Below are 19,526 nucleotides of genomic sequence, written 5' to 3'. Positions count from 1 at the left end.
ATGCCCATAAGCCACAGCACCGAAGAGCTTCTCGACGCCGCGGTCTCAGCCATCGACGGCTCGCGCCGACCCGGGCAGGTCGCCATGGCGCAGGCCGTCACCAAGGCGATCGATTCCGAGCGCCACCTCGCCGTGCAGGCCGGCACCGGCACCGGCAAGTCGCTGGCCTACCTGGTGCCTGCGATCCGCCACGCGCAGGTGACAGACACCACCGTCATCGTCTCCACCGCCACGATCGCACTGCAAAACCAGCTCGTCGAGCGCGACCTGCCCCCGCCTGGCCGACGCCCTCGAGCCCGTGCTGGATCGCCGCCCCACCTTCGCCATCGTGAAGGGGCGCTCGAACTACCTGTGCAAAAACAAGCTCTCCCGCTCGGAGGAGGAGCCTGAGGCGCTCGTCGACGAGCAAGACATCTCCTGGGTGGGCCGCCACGTAAAGCGCATCCACGAGTGGGCGAACGACACCGAGACCGGCGACCGCGACCACCTGGAGCCTGGGGTGCCGGATTTGGCGTGGAAGCAGGTCTCTGTGACCGCCTCGGAGTGTCTCGGAGCGAGCCGGTGCCCGCATGGACAGGACTGCTTCGCGGAAGTGGCCCGGCGCACCTCCCGTGACGTCGACGTGGTGGTCACCAACCACGCCATGCTGGCCATCGACGCGCTGGCCGACGTGGACATACTGCCCGCCCACGACGTGGTCGTCATCGACGAGGCCCACGAGCTCGACGGACGCATCACCTCGGTAGCCACAAGCGAGGTCTCCCCGCGCATCATCACCCTGGCCGCCAGGCGCGGCACGAAACTCGACGCGGGCGGGAAGGACGCCGACCTTCTCGACCTGGCCGACGACCTCGACGCGATGCTCAAGACCCGGGAGCCGGGTCGCTGGACCTCGCTCGACGACGCCTCCCGCGCCACGCTCAACGGCGTGCGCGACGGGCTGTGGTCGCTGCGCGATCGCATCGCTCGCCCTCACGACGGCGAGGACGCAGAGCGCGCCGCCGAGCGCGCGAATCTCGCCAACCACCTGCAGGACCTGCACGACGCCGTGGTGCGCATGCTCGACGTTTTCGCCTCCGAGCAGCCGAGCGAACGCGACGTCGTCTGGCTCGAGGCCGAAGGCTTAACACTCGCGGTCGCGCCCCTGTCGGTGGCCGGGCTCTTGCGCGAGCGCCTCTTCGGGGAGCAGACGGTGGTGCTCACCTCGGCCACCCTGGTAATCGGCGGCAGGTTCGACGTGTTGGCCAGCAGCTGGGGGCTGCCGAAGGGCAGCTGGGACGCACTCGACGCGGGAACCCCCTTCGACCCCGCCAAGGCGGGGATCCTCTACACGGCGCGACACCTCCCCTCCCCCGGGCGCGACGGGCTGGCGGGCCAGACGCTGGACGAGATCGCCGAGCTTATCACCGCGGCGGGCGGACGCACCCTAGGGCTGTTTTCCTCGCGGCGGGCCGCCGCCCAAGCGGCCGAGGCGGCGCGTCTGCGCCTGCCCTTCGACATATTGCTGCAAGGCGAGGATTCCACGGGCGCCCTGGTGGAGAAGTTCGCCAAAAACGAGAACACCTGCCTCTTCGGCACGCTGAGCCTCTGGCAGGGAGTCGACGTGCCCGGCCGTTCCCTGTCTTTGGTGATCATCGACCGCATCCCCTTCCCGCGGCCGGACGATCCACTGCTGCAGGCGCGCAGCGAAGCCGCCACTGCGGCCGGCCGCTCCGGGTTCATGGAGGTCTCCGCTGCCCACGCCGCGCTGCTTCTGGCCCAGGGGGCGGGCCGGCTACTGCGATCGACGAGCGACCGCGGCGTGGTGGCGGTGCTCGACAACCGCCTGGTGACCAAGCGCTACGGAGCATACCTGCGCGCCTCGATGCCCGGATTCTGGGACACCACCGACCCCGCGGTGGTGCGCGCGGCCCTGCGCCGGCTGGTCAGCCGGGGCTAGGTGTACTGACCGGAGACGTTGGTCGAATCTATGCGATCCGACCACATGACGAAGACCTCCAATGTGGAATGGGAAGTGCCTTAATCCAACCCAGCCACACAGGAGGTCTTCTGTGGTTCACCCTAAGGCAGCACTCACGCCCCGACACCGACTTCAAGTAGCCCGCCTCGTCGTCGACGACGGCTACCCCATCTCCGAAGTCGCCGCCCGGTTCCAGTGCTCCTGGCCCACCGTCAAACGCTGGGCCGACCGCTACCGCGCCGGCGAACCGATGACCAACCGATCCTCACGGCCGGCCTCCAGCCCAAACAAAACACCCCAGGCGGTGGTCAAACGAGTGGTGTCGCTGCGGTTGCGCAAGCGCTTTGGGCCGCTGCAACTGACCGCACTGTGCAGCATTGCCCCCTCAACCGCCCACCGAGTGCTCGTCAGGTGCCGTCTCAACCGCCTGTCCTACACCGATCGGGCCACCGGCGAACCGGTGCGCCGCTATGAACACCCGCAACCGGGTGACCTCATCCATGTCGACGTCACCAAGTTCGGAAACATCCCCGACGGCGGTGGATGGCGCTTCGTCGGCAGGACACGGGGACGACGCCATCGCGCCTCCACCCCGGGGAAACCGAAAAATGCCCACTACAACCCGAAGATGGGCCACTGCTTCGTCCACACCGTCGTCGACGACTACTCCCGGGTGGCGTACGCCGAAATCCACGACGATGAAAAGGCGGTGACGGCAAGCGGCGTACTGCGGCGGGCGGTGGCCTGGTTCGGTGCACGTGGGATCACCGTCGAGCGAGTCATCAGTGACAATGGGTCGGCGTACAGGTCTAGGTTGTGGGCCGAGACCTGCAACGAGATGGGGATTGTGCCGAAGTGGACCAGGCCGTACCGGCCGCAGACCAACGGCAAAATCGAGCGGTTCCACCGCACACTCGCCGATGGGTGGGCCTATGCCCGGCATTACATGTCGGAGCAGGAACGCAGACAGGCGCTGGGCCGGTGGCTGCATGATTACAATCACCACCGGCCCCATTCCGCGTGTGGGGGTCTTCCACCGGTGTCCCGGTTAACTAACCTCCCCGGTCAGTACACCTAGCTGACGGGTCGACGATCAGTGGGCTGATCTTGGCAGTGCCGTGACGCTTGACCGCGAGGTTGATGTAGCCGACCGGGCGGCCTCCAGGCTCTTGTCTGGCGACATATCCCAGTTGGGCGAGAGAGTTGAAGCCGTTGGCGTCTTGTCCATTTGCGCGGTGGGCGTTGATCAGGCGAGTGAGATGCGCGTCGTGATCGCCGTCGTAGTGAGGTTCCAGAGTGCTGACGAACAGGCCACGGAGAGCGTCAAAGTCACTCTCCTGAGGCTGTTCGACGATGAAGTCATCGGTCATGACCTTGGCACCTTCCTGCGCTGACCGGTAGGCGACTGCGGTGCTGACGAGCCATCGCTCAGCGCTTCTATGTGTTGTACTCGGACCGAAACTATCACAGGCGTGATATATGACATGAATGTGACACACCATACCGCCTGGACCCAAGTCATCGCCACCCTGCCCCGTGGCTACGACCTTGGCGCGGGGGATCGGCTCGGCCGACGCTCGGGCTCAACGCCGCTACCAAGGTCTGGGTTCCATCATTTATCACGACCGTGATACAGTGGTCGCCCATGAGCTACCTCGAAGCACAGTCGGTGAGCTACACGCTGGCCAACGGCCGGCCCCTGCTCCGCGACGTCTCGTTCCGTGTCGGCCCTCGGGAGAGGGTGGCGGTGATTGGAGCGAATGGAGCAGGCAAAACGACACTGTTACGCATCATCACAGGCGAGATCACTCCCGAGGCGGGGGCAGTCTCCCGCAAGGGGTCGATTGGAGTGATGCGCCAGTTCGTCGATTCCGGGACGGTCCAAGAATTGCTACTGTCGGTGGCTCCTCCGCCCTTGCAGGAAGCCGCTGCAGAATTACGCCGTGCCGAACAAGCGGTTGCCGCTACAGACGATACTGATCGGCAGATGGAATACGCATCCGCTCTGGCTTCTTGGGGCGAGAAGGGCGGTTACGATCTAGAAGTTCTTTGGGATGCGTGCGCCACAGATTCCCTGGGCTTGCCATTCGAGAAGTGTCGGGACCGTCCGGTGACGACGTTATCGGGCGGTGAGCAGAAGCGCCTCATACTTAACGCGCTTCTTCGTGGCCCTGATGAGATTCTTCTTCTCGATGAACCAGATAACTTTCTCGACGTCCCAGGCAAACGCTGGCTTGAAAACCAGCTGGTTGAATGTAATAAGAGCGTGCTCTATATCAGCCATGACCGCGAACTTCTCGCAAACACCGCCACGAGTATCGTCACTCTCGAGCTGGGCAGTGCAGGTAATACCGCATGGGTTCACTCTGGTGGCTTCAGCGGATATCAGAAGGCACGCACGCAGCGGTTTGAAAGGCTGGACGAACTGCGACGCCGATGGGATGACGAGCACGCAAAGTTGCGTTCGCTTGTTCAGATGTATAAGCAGAAGGCGGCCTATAACTCAGATATGACCTCGCGGTACAGGGCGGCGCAGACTCGGTTGGCCAGGTTCGAACAGGCTAGTCCGCCTGAGGCGCAACCACGGGAGCAAAAACTTGCGATACGTCTACATGGAGGCAGGACGGGCAAGAAGGCTCTGACTTGTGACCAACTCGAACTCACCGGACTCGTCCGGCCCTTCGACTTCCAAGCTTGGTACGGTGACCGCATTGCCGTTCTCGGCGGGAACGGATCTGGAAAGTCGCACTTCCTTCGCCTGCTGGCAGCCGGCGGCGATGACCCCACCCCTGAACACGAACCTGTAGCCGATATGCACATTGATCCAGTGACGCACGACGGTACCGCGCGTCTAGGCGCCCGAGTCCGTCCGGGTTGGTTCGCTCAAACACATGGACGCCCCGACCTTCGCGGCCGTAGTCTGCTCTCGATACTGCATCGTGGTAACGAGCACCGACGTGGAATGCCGCGTGAAGAGTCATCCCGAGTGCTAGCTCGTTACGAGCTCGCCCATTCCGCCGAGCAGAACTTCGATTCCCTGTCTGGGGGGCAACAAGCTCGCTTCCAGATCCTTTTGCTCGAACTTGGCGGTGCGACAATGTTGCTTCTCGACGAGCCGACTGACAATCTCGACTTGGAGTCAGCGGAGGCCCTCCAACGAGCGCTCGGAGCCTATGACGGGACAGTTCTTGCCGTGACCCACGACCGTTGGTTTGCCCGAGATTTCGATCGCTTCTTGGTATTCGCCAAGGACGGACAGACGTACGAAACCAACCATCCTGTATGGGACGAATCTGTCAAAAGAAAATGAGGATGAAAACACATGCCTGCACGCATAGACGCAGAGGAACGTCGCCAGTATGTCATCGATGCTGCATTTCGTTTGATCGTAGCAGAGGGCCTTGAAGGACTTACCTTAAGGAAGGTGGCTGCTGAAGCGGACCTCAATATAGGTTCGGTACGGCACTTTTTTGATGGACATGAAGACCTACTGACCGCTGCAGCTCACGAAGCCGGTAACCGAATGGGACAGCGACTCATGCACCATCCGGTCGAGCAATTAAGGGGCCTCGACGGCGAAGAGGCACTAACTGCTTTGCAAGATCTTCTGGAACAAGTTCTCCCTGTCGATGAGGCGCGGAGGATGGAAGCCATCGTAGTCCTTGAGCTAATACGTGCCTCAAGAACACAGACGGTATTTGCATCGTCCGCTGCACAGATGGCGAGCGATCTCCATGACATTATTGCTGCGGCACTAGCTTGCCTCGAAGTGCCCAACCCAAGCGCGGCAGCCCGGCAGGTCTCGGCCCTTGTTGGTGGGCTGACACTTGACACCGTCACACCTCATGGGGCCCTCACAGTGTATCAACTGCGTTCGACGCTACGAGATGCGTTGCGTAATCTTCTTAGTACAGAAAGGTAGCCTGATGCCTGCATGGCTCCTCGCCCTGCTCGCCGCAGGATTCGTACTATATACGGATGACTATGTCATCGCCGGAATTCTACCGGAACTCGCCGCTGATCTGGGGGTGAGTGAATCTCATGCGGGACAGCTCATTACCGCATTTTCGCTGACCGTAGCCATAGTGGCGCCTTTGGCTGCAGTCGTCCTGGCAAAAATTCCACGGCGACAATTATTTACCGTCGGTCTATGCTTATTCATTCTCGCAAATGGTCTGGCTGTAATCGTGCCGTCATACCCTGTCCTTCTGGTGTTGAGGGTGGTAGCCGCTGTGGCTGCAGCTTCGATGACTCCTGCCGTGTTCGCCTTCGCCGCGGAGCGGGCTCCTGCGGATAAGACCGGCCGCTATATCGCTATTGTATCCCTGGCGGTGACCGGTTCTATTGCTGCGGGTGTCCCGATCGGGACGTGGATCGGCGGACATCTTGGATGGCGTGCATGCTTTGCCACCATGGCCGTCGCAGGACTGATAGTCCTTCTTGCACTCTTGCCTACGCTACCGCGTGAAGATGGCGAACGGGAGGTGCCACTCCTCCGGGATCAGCTCCGGACGCTAAGTGCCGGACCTATCTCGTTCGGCTTGCTTGCGAACTGTGCACTGAGGGGCTGATGCAGGGATAGGTGACAACTGATCTGGCTCGGTTACCCCGGGCCTGGAAGGATTGTCATCATGCCCAAGCCGTATCCCAAAGAGTTCCGCGACGATGTGGTCCGCGTTGCCCAGAACAGGGACGAGAACACCACGCTGGCCGAAGTAGCTGCTGATTTCGGTCTGCATGAAGGGACCATCCGCAAATGGGTCCGCCAGGCCGAACTGGACGCCGGAAACCCCAATGACCGCAAACCTGGCCTGACCACTGAGGAGAGGGACGAGCTGCGCGCCCTGCGCCGCCGCAACCGCACCCTGGAGCAGGAGCTGGAGGTGATGCGACGGGCTGCTGCCTACTTCGGCCAAGCTCAGATCCCGTCAAAATGAAGTACCCGCTCGTCCGCGATCTCGCCGCTTCAGGAATCCCTGTGGCGGTGACGTGCCGGGTGCTGAAGATCACCCGCCAGCCCTATTACCGGTGGCTGGCCAACCCCATCACCGACGCCGAATGGGAAGAGGCCCACCGGCTCAATGCCCTGATCGATGCTCACCGTGATGATCCTGAGTTCGGGTACCGATACCTGGCCGACACCGTGGAGGAGGTCGCCGGGGTCCACATGGCCCACCGCACCGCCTGGCGGCTCTGCGCCTCTCAGGGCGTGTTCTCGGTGATCAGCAAGCGTAAGAAGGGCAAGGGAACCCGCCCCGGGCCACCGGTCCACGATGATTTGGTGCAGCGGCAGTTCAGCACCGTGAAGAAAGTCAACGAAGTGTGGTTCACCGATATCACCGAACACCACACCGGTGAGGGCAAGCTGTATCTGTGCGCGATCAAAGACGCCTGCTCCAGGCGGATCATCGGCTATTCCATCGACACCAGGATGAAGTCCTCATTGGCGGTGCGGGCCCTGAATAACGCCGTGGCGAACAGGGCTCGATCTGGCGCTGAGGTGGGCGGATGCATAGTCCACAGCGACCGCGGGTCTCAATTTCGAGCAAAGAAGTTCCTCCGGGCTCTGGAGCATCACAGCCTGGTCGGCTCGATGGGCAGAGTCGGTGCTGCCGGAGACAATGCCGCGATGGAGAGCTTCTTCAGCCTGCTGCAGAACAACGTCCTCGACGCGAAGCCCTGGGCCACCCGCGAGGAACTTCGGAGCTCTATAGTCCGGTGGATCGAGAGGACTTATCACCGAAGAAGGAAGCAGAAGGAACTCGGGAAATTGACCCCGGTCAAGTTCGAGGAGAAACTACTGACCCAGGCCCTGACTCTAGCGGCCTGAACAGAAAACCCAACCTGTCACCCGTTCCTGCATCAGCCCCAACTCAACAAAGAGGACATGCGGTGGGATTACCTTGAAGGTGACGGTGATTTCCGTTCCGAGGAGGTCACGAAACTTCGCGATGAAGCCGACATCGTTGTTACTAACCCGCCGTTCTCACTTTTCAGAGAGTTTCTTCCGTGGCTATTTGAGGGTGGCGTTGAATTCGCGATCATCGGCAATATGAACGCAGTTACCTACAAAGAGGTTTACCCGCTTATCAAGGAGAACCGCTTGTGGCTCGGTGCGACACGTAATGGCGGAGGTGCCATGTGGTTCCGTATTCCAGACAATGCCCCAGTGAAAAAGTCCGGTCAACGCATCGACCCTGACGGCACCCGATGGCAGACGATCGGTAGTAGTGCCTGGTTCACTAATATCGAACACGGACGCCGTCATGAACCGTTGGTACTCATGACTATGGAAGACAACTTAGTTTACGGGTTGAAGGCCGTGAAAGACATCGGATACCCAAAGTACGACAACTACGACGCGATAGAGGTTCCGAAGGTACTCGGCATTCCATCGGATTACGACGGAGTCATGGGTGTGCCAATTACATTTCTTGGAAAATATAACCCTGAGCAATTTGAAATCGTCAAATTTAGGCACGGTGATGATGGTAAGGATTTGTCTTACCCCCTTGCCGATGGGGGCACTAAGACACCTTATTTCCGCGTCCTTATCCGTCACCGTCGCCCAGACGCAAAGGAGGCCTAGACCTTGCAAGCGAAACTCAACCCACGCACCATCCGCGACATTATCGATGGGTTTCATTACAACGAGCTTGAGGGGAAGGGTCTGTACGGTCTGGCCGGCGACCTCACCATTCAGCCCGAGTACCAGCGCAACTACATCTACAACGACGGCAAGAAGGACGTCGCAGTCATCGATTCGTTGTTGAAGCAGTACCCGCTGGGCTTGATCTACTTCAACCAGCCTGACCCTGATGAAGACAGGTACGAGATTCTCGACGGTCAGCAGCGCATCACCTCCATCGGACGCTTCTGCAAAGACTTGTTCGTGGTGAAGGACCGTGATGGTAACGAGCAATATTTCTCCTCTCTGAGCGAGCACCAGCGAAACCTGATCCTCGACACTGAACTACTCATCTACGAGTGCTCGGGCAGCGAGGATGAAATCAAGCAGTGGTTCAAGACGATCAACATTGCAGGTGCTCCGCTCACGCCTCAAGAGCTGCGTAACGCGGTGTACTCAGGTCCGTTCGTCACTGCCGCCAAGAAGGTGTTCTCGAATTCTGGCACGGCTGTGATGTCGAAATGGCAGAACTTTGTACGTGGCGAGCCGACACGCCAAGAGGTTTTGGAAGTCGCCTTGAGTTGGATTGCTCAGCGCGATGGTGCGACCATCGATACCTATATGGCTAAGCATCGTGAGGACAAGGACTGCAACGAGCTGGAGACGTACTTCACCTCTGTCATCGATTGGGCCGCGAGCGTGTTCAAGATGACAGACAACTCCATGCGCGGTATCGCCTGGAACGAGCTGTACGAGAAGTACAGCTCCCAGGGTTACAACGCCACGGAAATGACGTCGGAGGCTCGGGAATTGTTGTCAGACTCACAGGTCCAGTCGAAGAAGGGTATTTACGAGTACCTGCTAGGCGGTAAGACGGATACGAGGCTTCTTAACGTCCGGGTGTTCACCCAGGCCGTCAAAAAGCGGGTTTACAAGAAGCAGACCGACAAGGCTAAGGCCGAAGGGGTCTCGAACTGCTCCTACTGCGCAATCGGGCATGACGCGAAGAAGGCCAAGATTTGGCCGCAATCTGAGATGGATGCCGACCATGTCACGGCGTGGTCGAAGGGTGGTGCCACCGACGAAAGCAACTGCGAGCTGTTGTGTAGGTCCCACAACCGCGCGAAGGGCAACGCTTAGGCGGGCGGATGCCGTCTGGGGCGTGTCGGGCTGCAACACAGTTACAGCTGCAATATCAAAATGCTAAAGTCCCATTTTAAGTCCCAGGGCGTGCGCCTTAAGAGGAATAACTTAAGCCCCTACCAGCGTTTGCACTGGTAGGGGCTTGGAAGTTGGTAGCGGGGGCAGGATTCGAACCTACGACCTCTGGGTCATTAGCCTCCATAACCCTCATGGGTTGGAAGCTCCGCCGAAATTTTTTTTTACCACTTTAACCGTATTGCTGGCTCTCCGGCTAACCGTATTGCCGTATTGCCGGGTTGCCATGCATACGGTTCCCCGCATGGAAAGTTGGGTATGACTCGATCATGCTCCACTCAGATCGACCCAATGCCTTACCAACCCCTCCCGGATGGCGGGGCCCTGCGAAGATTCGAACTCCATCTCGCAGCTCTCAATAGATCCCACCGCACGATCACCACGAGGCTCACACACCTGGCAACCGCCGCACGAGCACTCGGCACAGCATCCCCAAGTGAGGTGACCAGTGAAGACTTGGAAGTGTGGTGCGGATCAGCTCAATGGGCTCCCGAAACGCGACATGCCTACTATTCGTCACTGCGAACCTTCTTTAGGTGGCTCTATCGCGAGAATCCGGAAGAAGACCCATCGCAATGGCTGCCCTCAATTCACAGGCCGATACCCCCACCGCGCCCGGCACCCGACTCCGCCATCTCAGAAGCGATCGCGAAAGCTCACCCACGAACTCGCCTCATCCTGGAGCTCGCCGCCGAACTTGGTCTGCGCGCTGGTGAAATCGCCACCCTCAACACCACCAATCTCACCGACACAGGCGACGGTTGGACAACTCTCACTGTTGAGGGCAAGGGCGGGCAAATCCGGGTGCTGCCGGTCTCTCCCGCCTTAACGGCCCAGATACGGCGCCAGCAAGGACCGAATGGATGGGTCTTCCCCGGCAACATCAACGGGCACCTTTCGCCACGCTGGGTTGGAACCCTAGCCACAAAGGTTCTCCCAGAGCCGTGGACGCTGCACACCCTTCGCCACAGATTCGCCACCGTTGCATACAACGCCGGCACTAAAGATCTTGTCGCCGTTCAACACGCACTAGGCCACAAGTCAATCACAACCACACAGCGCTACACCCAAACCTCACTCGACCTCAAAGACCTGATGACAACCACCAAACTCTAAGAAAGTTGCGGACCAGCTCACACCCGACCAGCCCTGCAGCAAACCACAGAAAGGACACCAGACATGACGATCATCGCAATATCCAACCTCAAAGGAGGGACCGGCAAAACGACTAGCGCGGTATTGCTCGCCACCGCGTTCTATCGTGCCGGAAACTCCGTCACCGTCGTCGACCTCGACCCCCAAGGCAGCGCAACAGAATGGGCCCAGATGGCGGAAAAAGCAGGGCAACCGCTCCCCTTCCCAGTCACACTCGGCAACGTCAGAACCACCAAGAACATCAAAGAGAACACGGACTACACCATCCTGGACTGCCCACCCGGTGACCCCAGACTCATTGACGCCGCTATCGGCGTCGCCGACCTGGTCGTCGTCCCAGTCCAACCCTCCGGGATAGAGACCGAAAGGATGTGGGACACAGTAGACATCGCTGGCAAAGACAAAGCCATCGTGCTGCTCACAAGTGTCCTCATCCAAGCCAAATCGACAACCGCACTCTCCGATGCTCTCGCCGAAGAAGGCGTGCGCGTCTTCCGAGGAGCAATCCCCCGCCGAGAAGAAATTCGCCACTGGTACGGCCACTCACCACACGGACAACTTCACGGCTACGAATCAATCGCTCAACAGATCAAGGAAGCCCGCCATGACTAACTCCATGCGACGTCACAACCGCCCACGCCCCACCAGCGCAAAGGAAGTCTTGCAAACCCCGGTCGCTAATACGAAGAAGCTCACCATTCTCGTCGACGCCGACCTCCACCGAAAGTTCCAGCTGGCTACGATCGCCAAAGGGCGAACCATGACTGAAGTCATCAACGAGTTCATCGAAGACTACACAACCAAGCGGCCGTAAAACCGTAAACCCGGCAACCCGTAAAGCCAGCAACCCGGCTTTGCGTATTACCAGAAACCCGGGCATTGATTTAAGGGAACCACTTCCGCTCAAACTGCGATACTTGTAACCGCCGACAGGAAAGGACACCACCATGATTGACCGAGGCACCATCCGAGCCGCTCACAAAGAACTTGGGCTGCCCACCGACGACGCCGCAATCGACAACGCTTACCACGACACTGTCGATGCCATAGGCGAGCGAATCGACATCCACTTCACCCACCTCACCAACCAATGGCACAACGAGCACCCGGAAGCCCAAGGAATCCGACCAGGCGAAGTGACGGGCGAGTTGTGGCAGCAGGCCCAAATCCGCGCTGAAGAAGAAATGGAAGAACGGTTCAATGCCCCAATCCGCGAACTGACTGCCCGCAAGGTCGAAGCAGGCGAGGACGGCTGGTAACTAACCGGCAAACCGCATTGCCGTAAAACCAGTTTCCCGGCAAGCCGTATCTAACGCTCTACCCAGGCCCTTTCTGAAACATCAGAAAGGGCTATTTAGCTGGGACTTAATACCGGCATCGACCGCCCAACACGCGCCACTTCATTGGTTACGCTAATCCCACACCCACCGCGTAACCAGACAGGAGATCGAGCATGGCGAGGCGTCAACCCCGCACGAACGAGAACCAACTTTCCCTGTTCGACATCCTGCAGGGCACCGCAGAATCTCAGCCCGAAAAGCGCCTAGCCCTCACTCTCACCGACATTGGCGGAGGAGCGGGCATCTTCATCTCGGACGAAGGCAAAGACAGACTCAACGATCATGCTAAAACCCTCGGCAACGAAGAACTCGCTGACGCCTATTTCCAGGCCGTCAGAGACTTCGAGGAAGCTGGGCTGGAGGGAAGCGATCGCAGTCACCTCATTCACAATGCCTACCTTGCAGAACTCTCGCGCCGTCGCCTCGTACGAACCCAACCCCGGGGGCTCGAACCCATTGCTCCACGCGAAGGCCAGCCCCTCAGTATTGTCCCCTGGGGAACAGGACCAGAGCAATACCACCTGGCCCACCTCGAACTCGACCCCACCGGCACCGTCCAAGCAGTCGTAGACTCTCTCGCCCAGGACTACCAAACCCTGCTGATCAAGCAGCTAGGCCTGACCCAAGAAGAAGCCCGACACCGGTATGAAGCCGAAAGAGGTGCGATCACTCTATCGCCAGGTGAGATCGATCCTCTGACAGAGGATACTGCCGACCTTGATACCTCGACCGAATCCACTCCTCACCCTGATCCGGTTACTTTTGACCCTCAGAACCGTCTACCCATCCCGCAAGGAGTCAGAGGTCGCGCTGAAGCAAATATCGCTGCAATCGAGCTACTCCGCCAGCTCGAAACTGACCAGCGCTGGGCAACCGCCGACGAACAGCAGGTTCTGGCCGGTTACACCAGCTGGGGCGCAGCGTCGGCCATATTCAACCGCGCGGACACCTCCTACACTGACCTCCGTGAGCGACTGGCAGCGGTAACGACCCCAGACGAATACCGCCGCATGGAAGCAGCCACCCTAACCGCTTTTTTCACAAGTGACGAGATCATCCGCCCGCTGTGGAGTGCGCTAACCACCGCTGGATATACCGACGGCCCAGTCCTAGAACCCGGGTCCGGCACGGGCAACTTCCTCGCCCACGCGCCACACACAGCCGACGTCGTCGGTGTCGAAATCGACCCCATCGCAGCCAGCATTTCCCGACAGCTCTACCCCGATGCCCACATTGTCAACAGCGGTTTCGAGCGGTTTCAACCGATAGATGAAAGTTTCGTCGCCGCCATAGGTAACGTGCCCTTCGGCGACTTCCGCCTCCACGACCCCCAACACAATCCTGAATCCCACTCCATCCACAATCACTTCATCGTCAAATCCCTCAACCTCGTTCAACCTGGTGGCTACGTCGCCGTCGTTACCAGCTCTTTCACCTCGGATTCACTCAGTTCAGATGCGCGCCAAGACATGATCGCCCGCGCCGATCTCGTCACTGCTACACGTCTGCCGGCCGGAGCCTTCCGCGATGTCGCTGGAACAGATGTCGGCACCGACATCCTCGTCTTCCGCAAACGCATCGACGGCGAACAGCCCACAGACCGCAGCGCTCGCTTCCTCGGCTGGTTTTTCATCAGCGACCGCGAAGCCTGGCAGCGCCAGCGATGACGCGACGGCGACCGCCATGGCGGCTCGGACCCTCTTGTATGAGTGCATTCTTTCTATCTCCTTGAGTTCAACAAAACCCGGGCATGTCGACACATGTCAGATCAACACGTCTCTTAGAGTGCGTGGATGGAAAATCACAGTCAACCCCCAAACAAGCTGCGCAAATACGCCGTTCCCGGGGAAGAAACGAAGTGCGATATGCTTGCCGGGGCACCCCTGCACGGTGCCCCGGGCGCTCTCGCTATGCGGCGGGAGCGTCCGCGTTTTCCCACTTGTCTTCACCTCCCTCCGTCCGAGAGGGGTGAAAAACCGTGCCACCCCACACGCCGCACTGGCGATTGCGTGCCGCGTAGTCAGCGCACAGTTGTTGCACGGAGCACTGCTTGCACACCGTCACCGCTAAGGCTCGGCGTTCCTTACGCTGACGCAGCGATTCGTTGGCGACGGAGAAGTCCCACAGACCGTCTGGCCACACGCCGTCGACGGAGCACAGTCCCTCCTCAATCAAAGGTCGCGGGAGGGGTTCGGGTGGGAAGTAGTAGGGACCTGAGTGGCGATCATGACCTGCACTCATGACTGCACCAATCCTTTCGTTGAGTCGTTGATATGCGCCGACGAGAATGCCGCGCACACGGGGTGTGTTGGGGTTAGGACGAGAGGTAGCGCTCGATACCGACGGCGACAGCGAAATCCATACGGTCATCGCCTGACCAGTTACCGGACTGGCGAGCATGGTTGAAGTCGATGGCCAGCAAGCCGCAATCCAAGTCCTTGCGGGTGATCACGTGACCATCCGGCAAGGTGTACGACCACCGCTGCGACGACGGACTATCTGACGGCTCGGCTGACCAGTCGGTACCTGCCGGAGGGGGCTGGTCAACCGGCACATCGTCACGCAGTCGAGCAAGAACCAGCGCCACCAGGTTGCGGACTTGGCTGGGCAGCTGGCGAGAAGCCAGAATCGCGGTAATTTGCTCTGGCAGCCACCCAGCTTCCAGCCGTTTCGCAAGCTCACCGCCCACCTTGGCCAGGTGAGTCGGCCCCATGGCCTGCATGGGAGCGGGAAGCACCTGCCGAGACAGCTCCACCTGGGCATCCGCCTCAGCAGCAGCGACGTCTCCAGAAGGTTGCGTCCGTTAGCGTGGTGTATCTGTAGCCCGCGGTAAGTCTTGTGCCGGTGTGCATGAAGGCGACCATCGCGGGTACCTTTCGAATCAACTTCTACCTATCCTCGAAAGGAAGTACCCTGCGATGGCCGCTGACCCTCATCATATCGATCCGACCGCGTATCTCGAAGAGCTACTGACTCAAGCGTCCCCAGATTTGATGCGCCAAATGCTCTCGGACTTCATCAACCAAATCCTCTCGGCTCAGGCCGACAGCGTCTGCGGTGCTGACTACGCCACTGTTTCTCCGCAGCGCACCAACACCCGCAATGGCTACCGTCACCGCCAACTCGACACCCGTGTCGGCTCCATTGACGTCGCTATCCCAAAACTACGCACCGGGAGCTTCTTTCCTGATTGGCTTGTGGAACGACGCAGCAGAACCGAACGGGCCCTGACCACAGTGATCGCCACCTGCTACTTAAAGGGTGTCTCCACCCGCAGGATGAACGACCTGGTCGCAACACTGGGGATCACCAACCTGTCGAAGTCCCAGGTCTCTGACATGGCCAAAGAACTCGACATCATGGTCGAGGAGTTTCGAACCCGCCCGCTTGATCAGGGCCCGTACTACTACCTGTCCTGTGATGCGGTGACCATGAAAGTTCGTGAAGGCGGACGGGTAGTCACGACCAGCGTGCTTATTGCCACCGGTGTCAATAACGACGGCTACCGGGAGCTTTTGGGCATGCAAGTAGCAACATCAGAGTCCGTGGAATCTTGGACCGGGTTCTTCCAGGACTTAAAAGCCCGCGGACTTGGTGAAGTCTACCTCGTCACTAGTGATGCCCACCTGGGTATCCAGGCCGCTGTCGGCCAAGTTCTTCCTACTGCCGGTTGGCAGCGGTGCCGAACGCATTTTGCCAAGAACCTTTCCTCGAAAGTTTCCAAGCGCGGGTGGACGACGTTGTCGGGGATGTTTCATTCCATTTTTCAGCAAGCCGACGCCAGGTCCACGTGGGACCAAGCCCGGGAAGTAGTAGAGTTCTGTCACCAGCGTTTCCCAGAAGTAGCCGGATACGTGGAAGAGTCGTTGGATGAGATCTTAGCGTTCACGAACACGCCGAAAGCTGTGTGGACGAAGGTGTGGTCGAATAACCCGACGGAACGACTCAACCGGGAAATCCGCCGGCGTACTGACGTTGTCGGCATCTTCCCCAATCGGGCCGCGGTAGTACGACTCGTCGGGGCAGTGCTCGCCGAGCAGCATGATGATTGGATTCAACAAAAGCGCTACATGTCACTGGCAAGCCTGGAACAAACCCGAAAGCTTATCGTCGCCAACACCGTCGACGCGAGCAACACCGTCACGACCGAGGGAGCGGCCTAATGCACAGCAACCCAGCCCGCGCCGGTCCCCGACACCCCCTCCACTAGATTCCAATGATTCAGGAAGGACAGATACACCACTCCCGCGGACTTGACCCTCCAGAAGACTCCACCGGCGTAATTACATCCTCGTCAGACACAGAAAAACCCACGCCATCAGCGTTTTCATCCGACGTCGCCGCCTGGAGAGCGCGAACCTGAACCAACTCGTCGTCGGTCACCCCCTCCGGCAGGCGGCCTTGCCCGATGAGCGCAAGCGAAATCGCGGCAAGCCGATTCGTCCACTGGAGAGAACCCCCCTCCCCTGCCGAGCCGGCAGGCTCGGCCCCAGACGGCGCAGCCGTCCCCTCGGCCACTTGGGGGGTTGGGGGGAGGGCTGGTGGTTCTATAACTGGGGGTTCATTAAGTGCAACGGGTTGCACCTTCGAGGTAGGGTTTTTTGCACCTTCGAGACTCGTAGGTGCAAATTCTGCACGTTCGGCGTGACCAGCACGTTTCCTCGTAGGTGCAGATTTTGCATCTTCGACAGAATATGCCTTGTCCAGATACAAAACATAGCGATTCGACGTCCGCCGGATGGAGCCCGTGCCGTTGCTATAGGTTCGACGCTCCACTGAGATCAGGCCGAGCTCCTCCAACTCCTTCAAATGCGAAATGACCGAACGCTTCGAACACCGCGCACGCGCAGCAATCCTGTCCTGGCCCGGAAAGCAGGAGTTGCGTTCATCTGCAAAATCCGCCAGAGCCAACATCACCAACGATGGGCCTTGCTTCAACCCTTGAAGGTCGTCAAGGACCCAAGAAACGGCCTTAACGCTCATCCCCAAGCCTCCCCACGCTTCTCGAATGAAAAGGGGTTGACGAGACGAGACACATTTGGGATGATGACCACGTCAACATCAACCAGCCAGTTGAGTTGCTTTCAGTGCCCCTGTTAGCCGCAGGGGCATTACTTATTCTCTTTTCCATCAGGCCCCGATCCCCTCCACTAGAGACTCTCGTGCCGACGATGGAATTTGCCATCGTCCTGTAGGTGTCCGGACAGCGCCTGGAATCAGCCCCTTAGTGCACCAGTCTCGAATAGTCTGAGCCGAGGGGGAGCCCGGCAGCTGCTCGCCGAACTCCCGAGGAGAAAGCCAATTTCCTCGTCGTTCGTTAGTTTTTCTTACATCCATGCAACTATCTATAGTTTGCAAAACCGCGATTTGCAAGCGTTCCTTGCATTCATTGCGTTATATCGGCTCTTTGGATATTCTTCAGGCATGAAAGTTTTACGCACAACGATGAGCGCAGACGCCGCAATTGGGGCAAAAGTGGACCAACTGATGTTCATGCACCGAAAGACCCGCAAGGAGCTAGGTGAGGTGTTGGGTGTTACCGGCGCTTCGGTGAGCAATAAGGTTTATGGAAACTCGAAATGGTCAGTTGAGGAACTCTTCGCCACGGCTGACTTCTTCGGCCTGGAAGTCGCCGATCTTCTTCCCCGTCGAGTCGATACCCCGGTGGAAAATGAAGAATCCCCCTCCGAAGAGGGGGATTCGAAGAAGATGGTAGCGGGGGCAGGATTCGAACCTACGACCTCTGGGTTATGAGCCCAGCGAGCTACCGAGCTGCTCCACCCCGCGTCGGGTGACCTTCTTCAATTCACCGTGCCGCAACCTGATGTTCATTCATCATGTCCCGGCGACATGGAGATACTTTACAGATGACACCATGAGGCACCAAATCGCCAGGGCACACGGCTTTTTACAGTGCGTTTTCCGCATAGTTCTACATCGATACTCCGAACACCATAGGAACGACTGTGTAGAGCGCAACCATTACCAGCACTAAAGAGATTCCGTTGAGCCACCGGCCTACCCGAACCATCTGCTTGATCGAGATCTCACCAGATCCGAAGGCAACGGCGTTAGAAGGCGTCGCCACCGGGAGCATGTACGCAGAGCAGACGGCCAGTGTGACGGCGATAGTCATGAACAGCGGATCCATCCCGACGCCGATCGCCACAGCCCCGAAGATCGGGAAGAACGCGGCTGCCGTCGCTGTGCTCGAGGTGAGTTCGGTGAGCGCTAGGCCCACCACAATCACCACCACAACGATCACCCAGTTCGGCATCGTATCGAGGGCAGAGACCTGCTCGCCGATCCAGTCCGACAGTCCCGTCGCGGTGAACATCGCTGACAGCGAGAGCCCACCGCCGAAGAGCAACAGGAGACCCCAAGGAATCTCGCGAGAAGCGGACCAGCTCAACAACGCACCCCCACTATGGCGATCCTCCGGGCCGCCAGCCGGCACGATGAAACACGCCACGGCTGCGGCGATGGCCACCTGTGCGTCGCTAATGTTCGCCAAAAACGGCAGACTGTTCTGGACCTTCTCGATGTCAGCCACGAAGGGCATGACCACCCAGAAGAAGATCGCGACGAGGAAGATCACACCAACGCGCTTTTCCGGCGGCGTCATCTGGCCGAGTTCCGCGTACTCGGCGTCGATCATGCCGCGGCCTCTCGGGATCTCGTCGATCTCGGGCCGGAAGACAAGCTTCGTGAGCACCAACCAGGCGATTGCCAGCATGACGATCGCCCAGGGAACACCGATAACCATCCACTGGCCGAACCCGAGATCGAAGTCTTGGGATTCCAGCAGGTAAGCCTTCATCAACGCCATCGGCGTCTGGCCGATCACGGTGGCCGTCGAGCCGATCGTCACGCCGTAGGCCACGCCTAGAAGCATCGCTGCCGAGAACTTCTTTCCCGCCGCCTGTGCGTCCACGCTGCGCACTAGCTGGATGATGGACGAGGCGATGGGCACCATGATCACTGCGGTCGCGGTATTGGAGACCCACGCAGAGATAAACGCCGAGGCGATCATCAGCCCCAGAACAATTTGCGACGGCTTGGTACCCACCAACCGCACGGTCAGTAGCGCGACTCGCAGATGCAGCCGCGACTTCTCGGTAGCCAGGCCGAAGATGACACCACCCATCACGAGGAAAACGACCGAGTTCGCGTACGGTGAGGCTACCTCCTCCATCGTGCCGGCGCCCACCAGGGGGGAAGAGGA

18 protein-coding genes, 1 tRNA gene and 1 pseudogene are annotated in these 19,526 nt (G+C 59.4%); 14 read left to right on the top strand and 6 right to left on the bottom strand.

Features of this window, described 5'->3' with window-relative positions:
- Both C3B44_RS03005 and C3B44_RS03000 read left to right on the top strand, forming a co-directional pair.
- Positions 1–1,939 (top strand): annotated as a pseudogene (locus tag C3B44_RS03005) (ATP-dependent DNA helicase).
- A 112-nt stretch (positions 1,940–2,051) separates the two neighbouring features.
- A complete protein-coding gene (locus tag C3B44_RS03000) occupies positions 2,052–3,038 on the top strand; it encodes an IS481 family transposase (RefSeq protein WP_108431066.1) in 987 nt (328 codons plus the stop codon).
- Here the strand turns inward: C3B44_RS03000 and C3B44_RS11610 are convergent.
- Positions 3,013–3,330 (bottom strand): hypothetical protein, encoded by a 318-nt coding sequence (locus C3B44_RS11610; RefSeq protein WP_146183494.1) that lies wholly within the window; start codon positions 3,328–3,330, stop codon positions 3,013–3,015. The two genes, C3B44_RS03000 and C3B44_RS11610, sit on opposite strands and share 26 nt — an antisense overlap.
- A gap of 275 nt (positions 3,331–3,605) precedes the next feature.
- Here C3B44_RS11610 and C3B44_RS02990 point away from each other — a divergent pair, with 275 nt between their 5' ends.
- The 11 genes from C3B44_RS02990 to C3B44_RS02945 all read left to right on the top strand — a co-directional run bounded on the left by C3B44_RS02990 (position 3,606) and on the right by C3B44_RS02945 (position 13,968).
- The gene (locus C3B44_RS02990; RefSeq protein WP_108432531.1) at positions 3,606–5,270 is read left to right on the top strand and encodes an ABC-F family ATP-binding cassette domain-containing protein; all 1,665 of its coding nucleotides are present in this window, start codon (positions 3,606–3,608) and stop codon (positions 5,268–5,270) included.
- Between the two features lie 12 nt (positions 5,271–5,282).
- The gene (locus C3B44_RS02985) at positions 5,283–5,882 is read left to right on the top strand and encodes a TetR/AcrR family transcriptional regulator (RefSeq protein WP_108431064.1); all 600 of its coding nucleotides are present in this window, start codon (positions 5,283–5,285) and stop codon (positions 5,880–5,882) included.
- Between the two features lie 4 nt (positions 5,883–5,886).
- Entirely contained in the window at positions 5,887–6,531 is a 645-nt protein-coding gene (locus tag C3B44_RS02980; protein WP_108431063.1) for an MFS transporter, read from the top strand.
- A 60-nt stretch (positions 6,532–6,591) separates the two neighbouring features.
- A protein-coding gene (locus C3B44_RS02975; protein WP_235840523.1) for an IS3 family transposase occupies positions 6,592–7,790 on the top strand; the annotation gives its coding sequence in 2 pieces (ribosomal slippage) (positions 6,592–6,888 and positions 6,891–7,790; 1,197 coding nt in all).
- A gap of 57 nt (positions 7,791–7,847) precedes the next feature.
- Entirely contained in the window at positions 7,848–8,549 is a 702-nt protein-coding gene (locus C3B44_RS02970; RefSeq protein WP_108431062.1) for an adenine-specific methyltransferase EcoRI family protein, read from the top strand.
- A gap of 3 nt (positions 8,550–8,552) precedes the next feature.
- Positions 8,553–9,728, top strand: coding sequence for an HNH endonuclease family protein (locus C3B44_RS02965; RefSeq protein WP_108431061.1), 1,176 nt, complete (start codon positions 8,553–8,555; stop codon positions 9,726–9,728).
- 519 nt (positions 9,729–10,247) lie between these two features.
- Entirely contained in the window at positions 10,248–10,922 is a 675-nt protein-coding gene (locus C3B44_RS02960) for a tyrosine-type recombinase/integrase (RefSeq protein ID WP_199222473.1), read from the top strand.
- A 63-nt stretch (positions 10,923–10,985) separates the two neighbouring features.
- Positions 10,986–11,573: a ParA family protein gene (locus C3B44_RS02955; RefSeq protein WP_108431060.1), complete on the top strand. Its 588-nt coding sequence runs from the start codon at positions 10,986–10,988 to the stop codon at positions 11,571–11,573.
- A complete protein-coding gene (locus tag C3B44_RS11605; protein WP_088267594.1) occupies positions 11,566–11,775 on the top strand; it encodes a hypothetical protein in 210 nt (69 codons plus the stop codon). The genes C3B44_RS02955 and C3B44_RS11605 overlap by 8 nt, the downstream gene beginning before the upstream one ends.
- A 133-nt stretch (positions 11,776–11,908) precedes the next feature.
- Positions 11,909–12,220, top strand: coding sequence for a hypothetical protein (locus tag C3B44_RS02950; RefSeq protein ID WP_108431059.1), 312 nt, complete (start codon positions 11,909–11,911; stop codon positions 12,218–12,220).
- Between the two features lie 194 nt (positions 12,221–12,414).
- Positions 12,415–13,968: a class I SAM-dependent methyltransferase gene (locus C3B44_RS02945; protein WP_108431058.1), complete on the top strand. Its 1,554-nt coding sequence runs from the start codon at positions 12,415–12,417 to the stop codon at positions 13,966–13,968.
- A gap of 241 nt (positions 13,969–14,209) precedes the next feature.
- On the opposite strand, the gene C3B44_RS12160 is transcribed toward C3B44_RS02945, so the two are convergent.
- Both C3B44_RS12160 and C3B44_RS11600 read right to left on the bottom strand, forming a co-directional pair.
- Positions 14,210–14,542, bottom strand: coding sequence for a WhiB family transcriptional regulator (locus C3B44_RS12160; RefSeq protein ID WP_158268679.1), 333 nt, complete (start codon positions 14,540–14,542; stop codon positions 14,210–14,212).
- Between the two features lie 73 nt (positions 14,543–14,615).
- On the bottom strand, positions 14,616–15,014 hold the full coding sequence (locus C3B44_RS11600) for a hypothetical protein (RefSeq protein WP_158268680.1): 399 nt from the start codon (positions 15,012–15,014) through the stop codon (positions 14,616–14,618).
- A gap of 205 nt (positions 15,015–15,219) precedes the next feature.
- On the opposite strand from C3B44_RS11600, the gene C3B44_RS02935 reads away from it, so the two are divergent.
- Entirely contained in the window at positions 15,220–16,464 is a 1,245-nt protein-coding gene (locus C3B44_RS02935; protein ID WP_108430557.1) for an IS256 family transposase, read from the top strand.
- 58 nt (positions 16,465–16,522) lie between these two features.
- Here the strand turns inward: C3B44_RS02935 and C3B44_RS12155 are convergent, their stop codons facing one another.
- The 3 genes from C3B44_RS12155 to C3B44_RS02915 all read right to left on the bottom strand — a co-directional run bounded on the left by C3B44_RS12155 (position 16,523) and on the right by C3B44_RS02915 (position 19,511).
- Positions 16,523–17,284 carry a helix-turn-helix domain-containing protein gene (locus tag C3B44_RS12155; RefSeq protein ID WP_108431056.1) on the bottom strand — a complete coding sequence of 254 codons (762 nt, stop codon included), beginning with the start codon at positions 17,282–17,284 and terminating at the stop codon, positions 16,523–16,525.
- A gap of 727 nt (positions 17,285–18,011) precedes the next feature.
- A tRNA-Met gene (locus tag C3B44_RS02920) sits at positions 18,012–18,088 on the bottom strand.
- 145 nt (positions 18,089–18,233) lie between these two features.
- Positions 18,234–19,511, bottom strand: a complete 1,278-nt coding sequence (locus C3B44_RS02915) for an SLC13 family permease (RefSeq protein WP_412841959.1) — start codon at positions 19,509–19,511, stop codon at positions 18,234–18,236.
- Positions 19,512–19,526: the final 15 nt, after the last annotated feature.

It is taken from the genome of Corynebacterium yudongzhengii (assembly GCF_003065405.1).
Classification (GTDB): domain Bacteria; phylum Actinomycetota; class Actinomycetes; order Mycobacteriales; family Mycobacteriaceae; genus Corynebacterium; species Corynebacterium yudongzhengii.
The sequence above is the reverse complement of the archived record's forward strand: the minus strand, read 5'-3'. Positions and strand labels throughout refer to the sequence as shown.

Excerpts from the sequence above, each read along its gene's own strand:
- C3B44_RS11610 (WP_146183494.1), bottom strand. The coding sequence starts at position 3,330 with ATGACCGATGACTTCATCGTCGAACAGCCTCAGGAGAGTGACTTTGAC.
- C3B44_RS02990 (WP_108432531.1), top strand. The coding sequence starts at position 3,606 with ATGAGCTACCTCGAAGCACAGTCGGTGAGCTACACGCTGGCCAACGGC.
- C3B44_RS02985 (WP_108431064.1), top strand. The coding sequence starts at position 5,283 with ATGCCTGCACGCATAGACGCAGAGGAACGTCGCCAGTATGTCATCGAT.
- C3B44_RS02980 (WP_108431063.1), top strand. The coding sequence starts at position 5,887 with ATGCCTGCATGGCTCCTCGCCCTGCTCGCCGCAGGATTCGTACTATAT.
- C3B44_RS02970 (WP_108431062.1), top strand. The coding sequence starts at position 7,848 with ATGCGGTGGGATTACCTTGAAGGTGACGGTGATTTCCGTTCCGAGGAG.
- C3B44_RS02955 (WP_108431060.1), top strand. The coding sequence starts at position 10,986 with ATGACGATCATCGCAATATCCAACCTCAAAGGAGGGACCGGCAAAACG.
- C3B44_RS11605 (WP_088267594.1), top strand. The coding sequence starts at position 11,566 with ATGACTAACTCCATGCGACGTCACAACCGCCCACGCCCCACCAGCGCA.
- C3B44_RS02950 (WP_108431059.1), top strand. The coding sequence starts at position 11,909 with ATGATTGACCGAGGCACCATCCGAGCCGCTCACAAAGAACTTGGGCTG.
- C3B44_RS02945 (WP_108431058.1), top strand. The coding sequence starts at position 12,415 with ATGGCGAGGCGTCAACCCCGCACGAACGAGAACCAACTTTCCCTGTTC.
- C3B44_RS12160 (WP_158268679.1), bottom strand. The coding sequence starts at position 14,542 with ATGAGTGCAGGTCATGATCGCCACTCAGGTCCCTACTACTTCCCACCC.
- C3B44_RS11600 (WP_158268680.1), bottom strand. The coding sequence starts at position 15,014 with ATGGGGCCGACTCACCTGGCCAAGGTGGGCGGTGAGCTTGCGAAACGG.
- C3B44_RS02935 (WP_108430557.1), top strand. The coding sequence starts at position 15,220 with ATGGCCGCTGACCCTCATCATATCGATCCGACCGCGTATCTCGAAGAG.
- C3B44_RS12155 (WP_108431056.1), bottom strand. The coding sequence starts at position 17,284 with ATGAGCGTTAAGGCCGTTTCTTGGGTCCTTGACGACCTTCAAGGGTTG.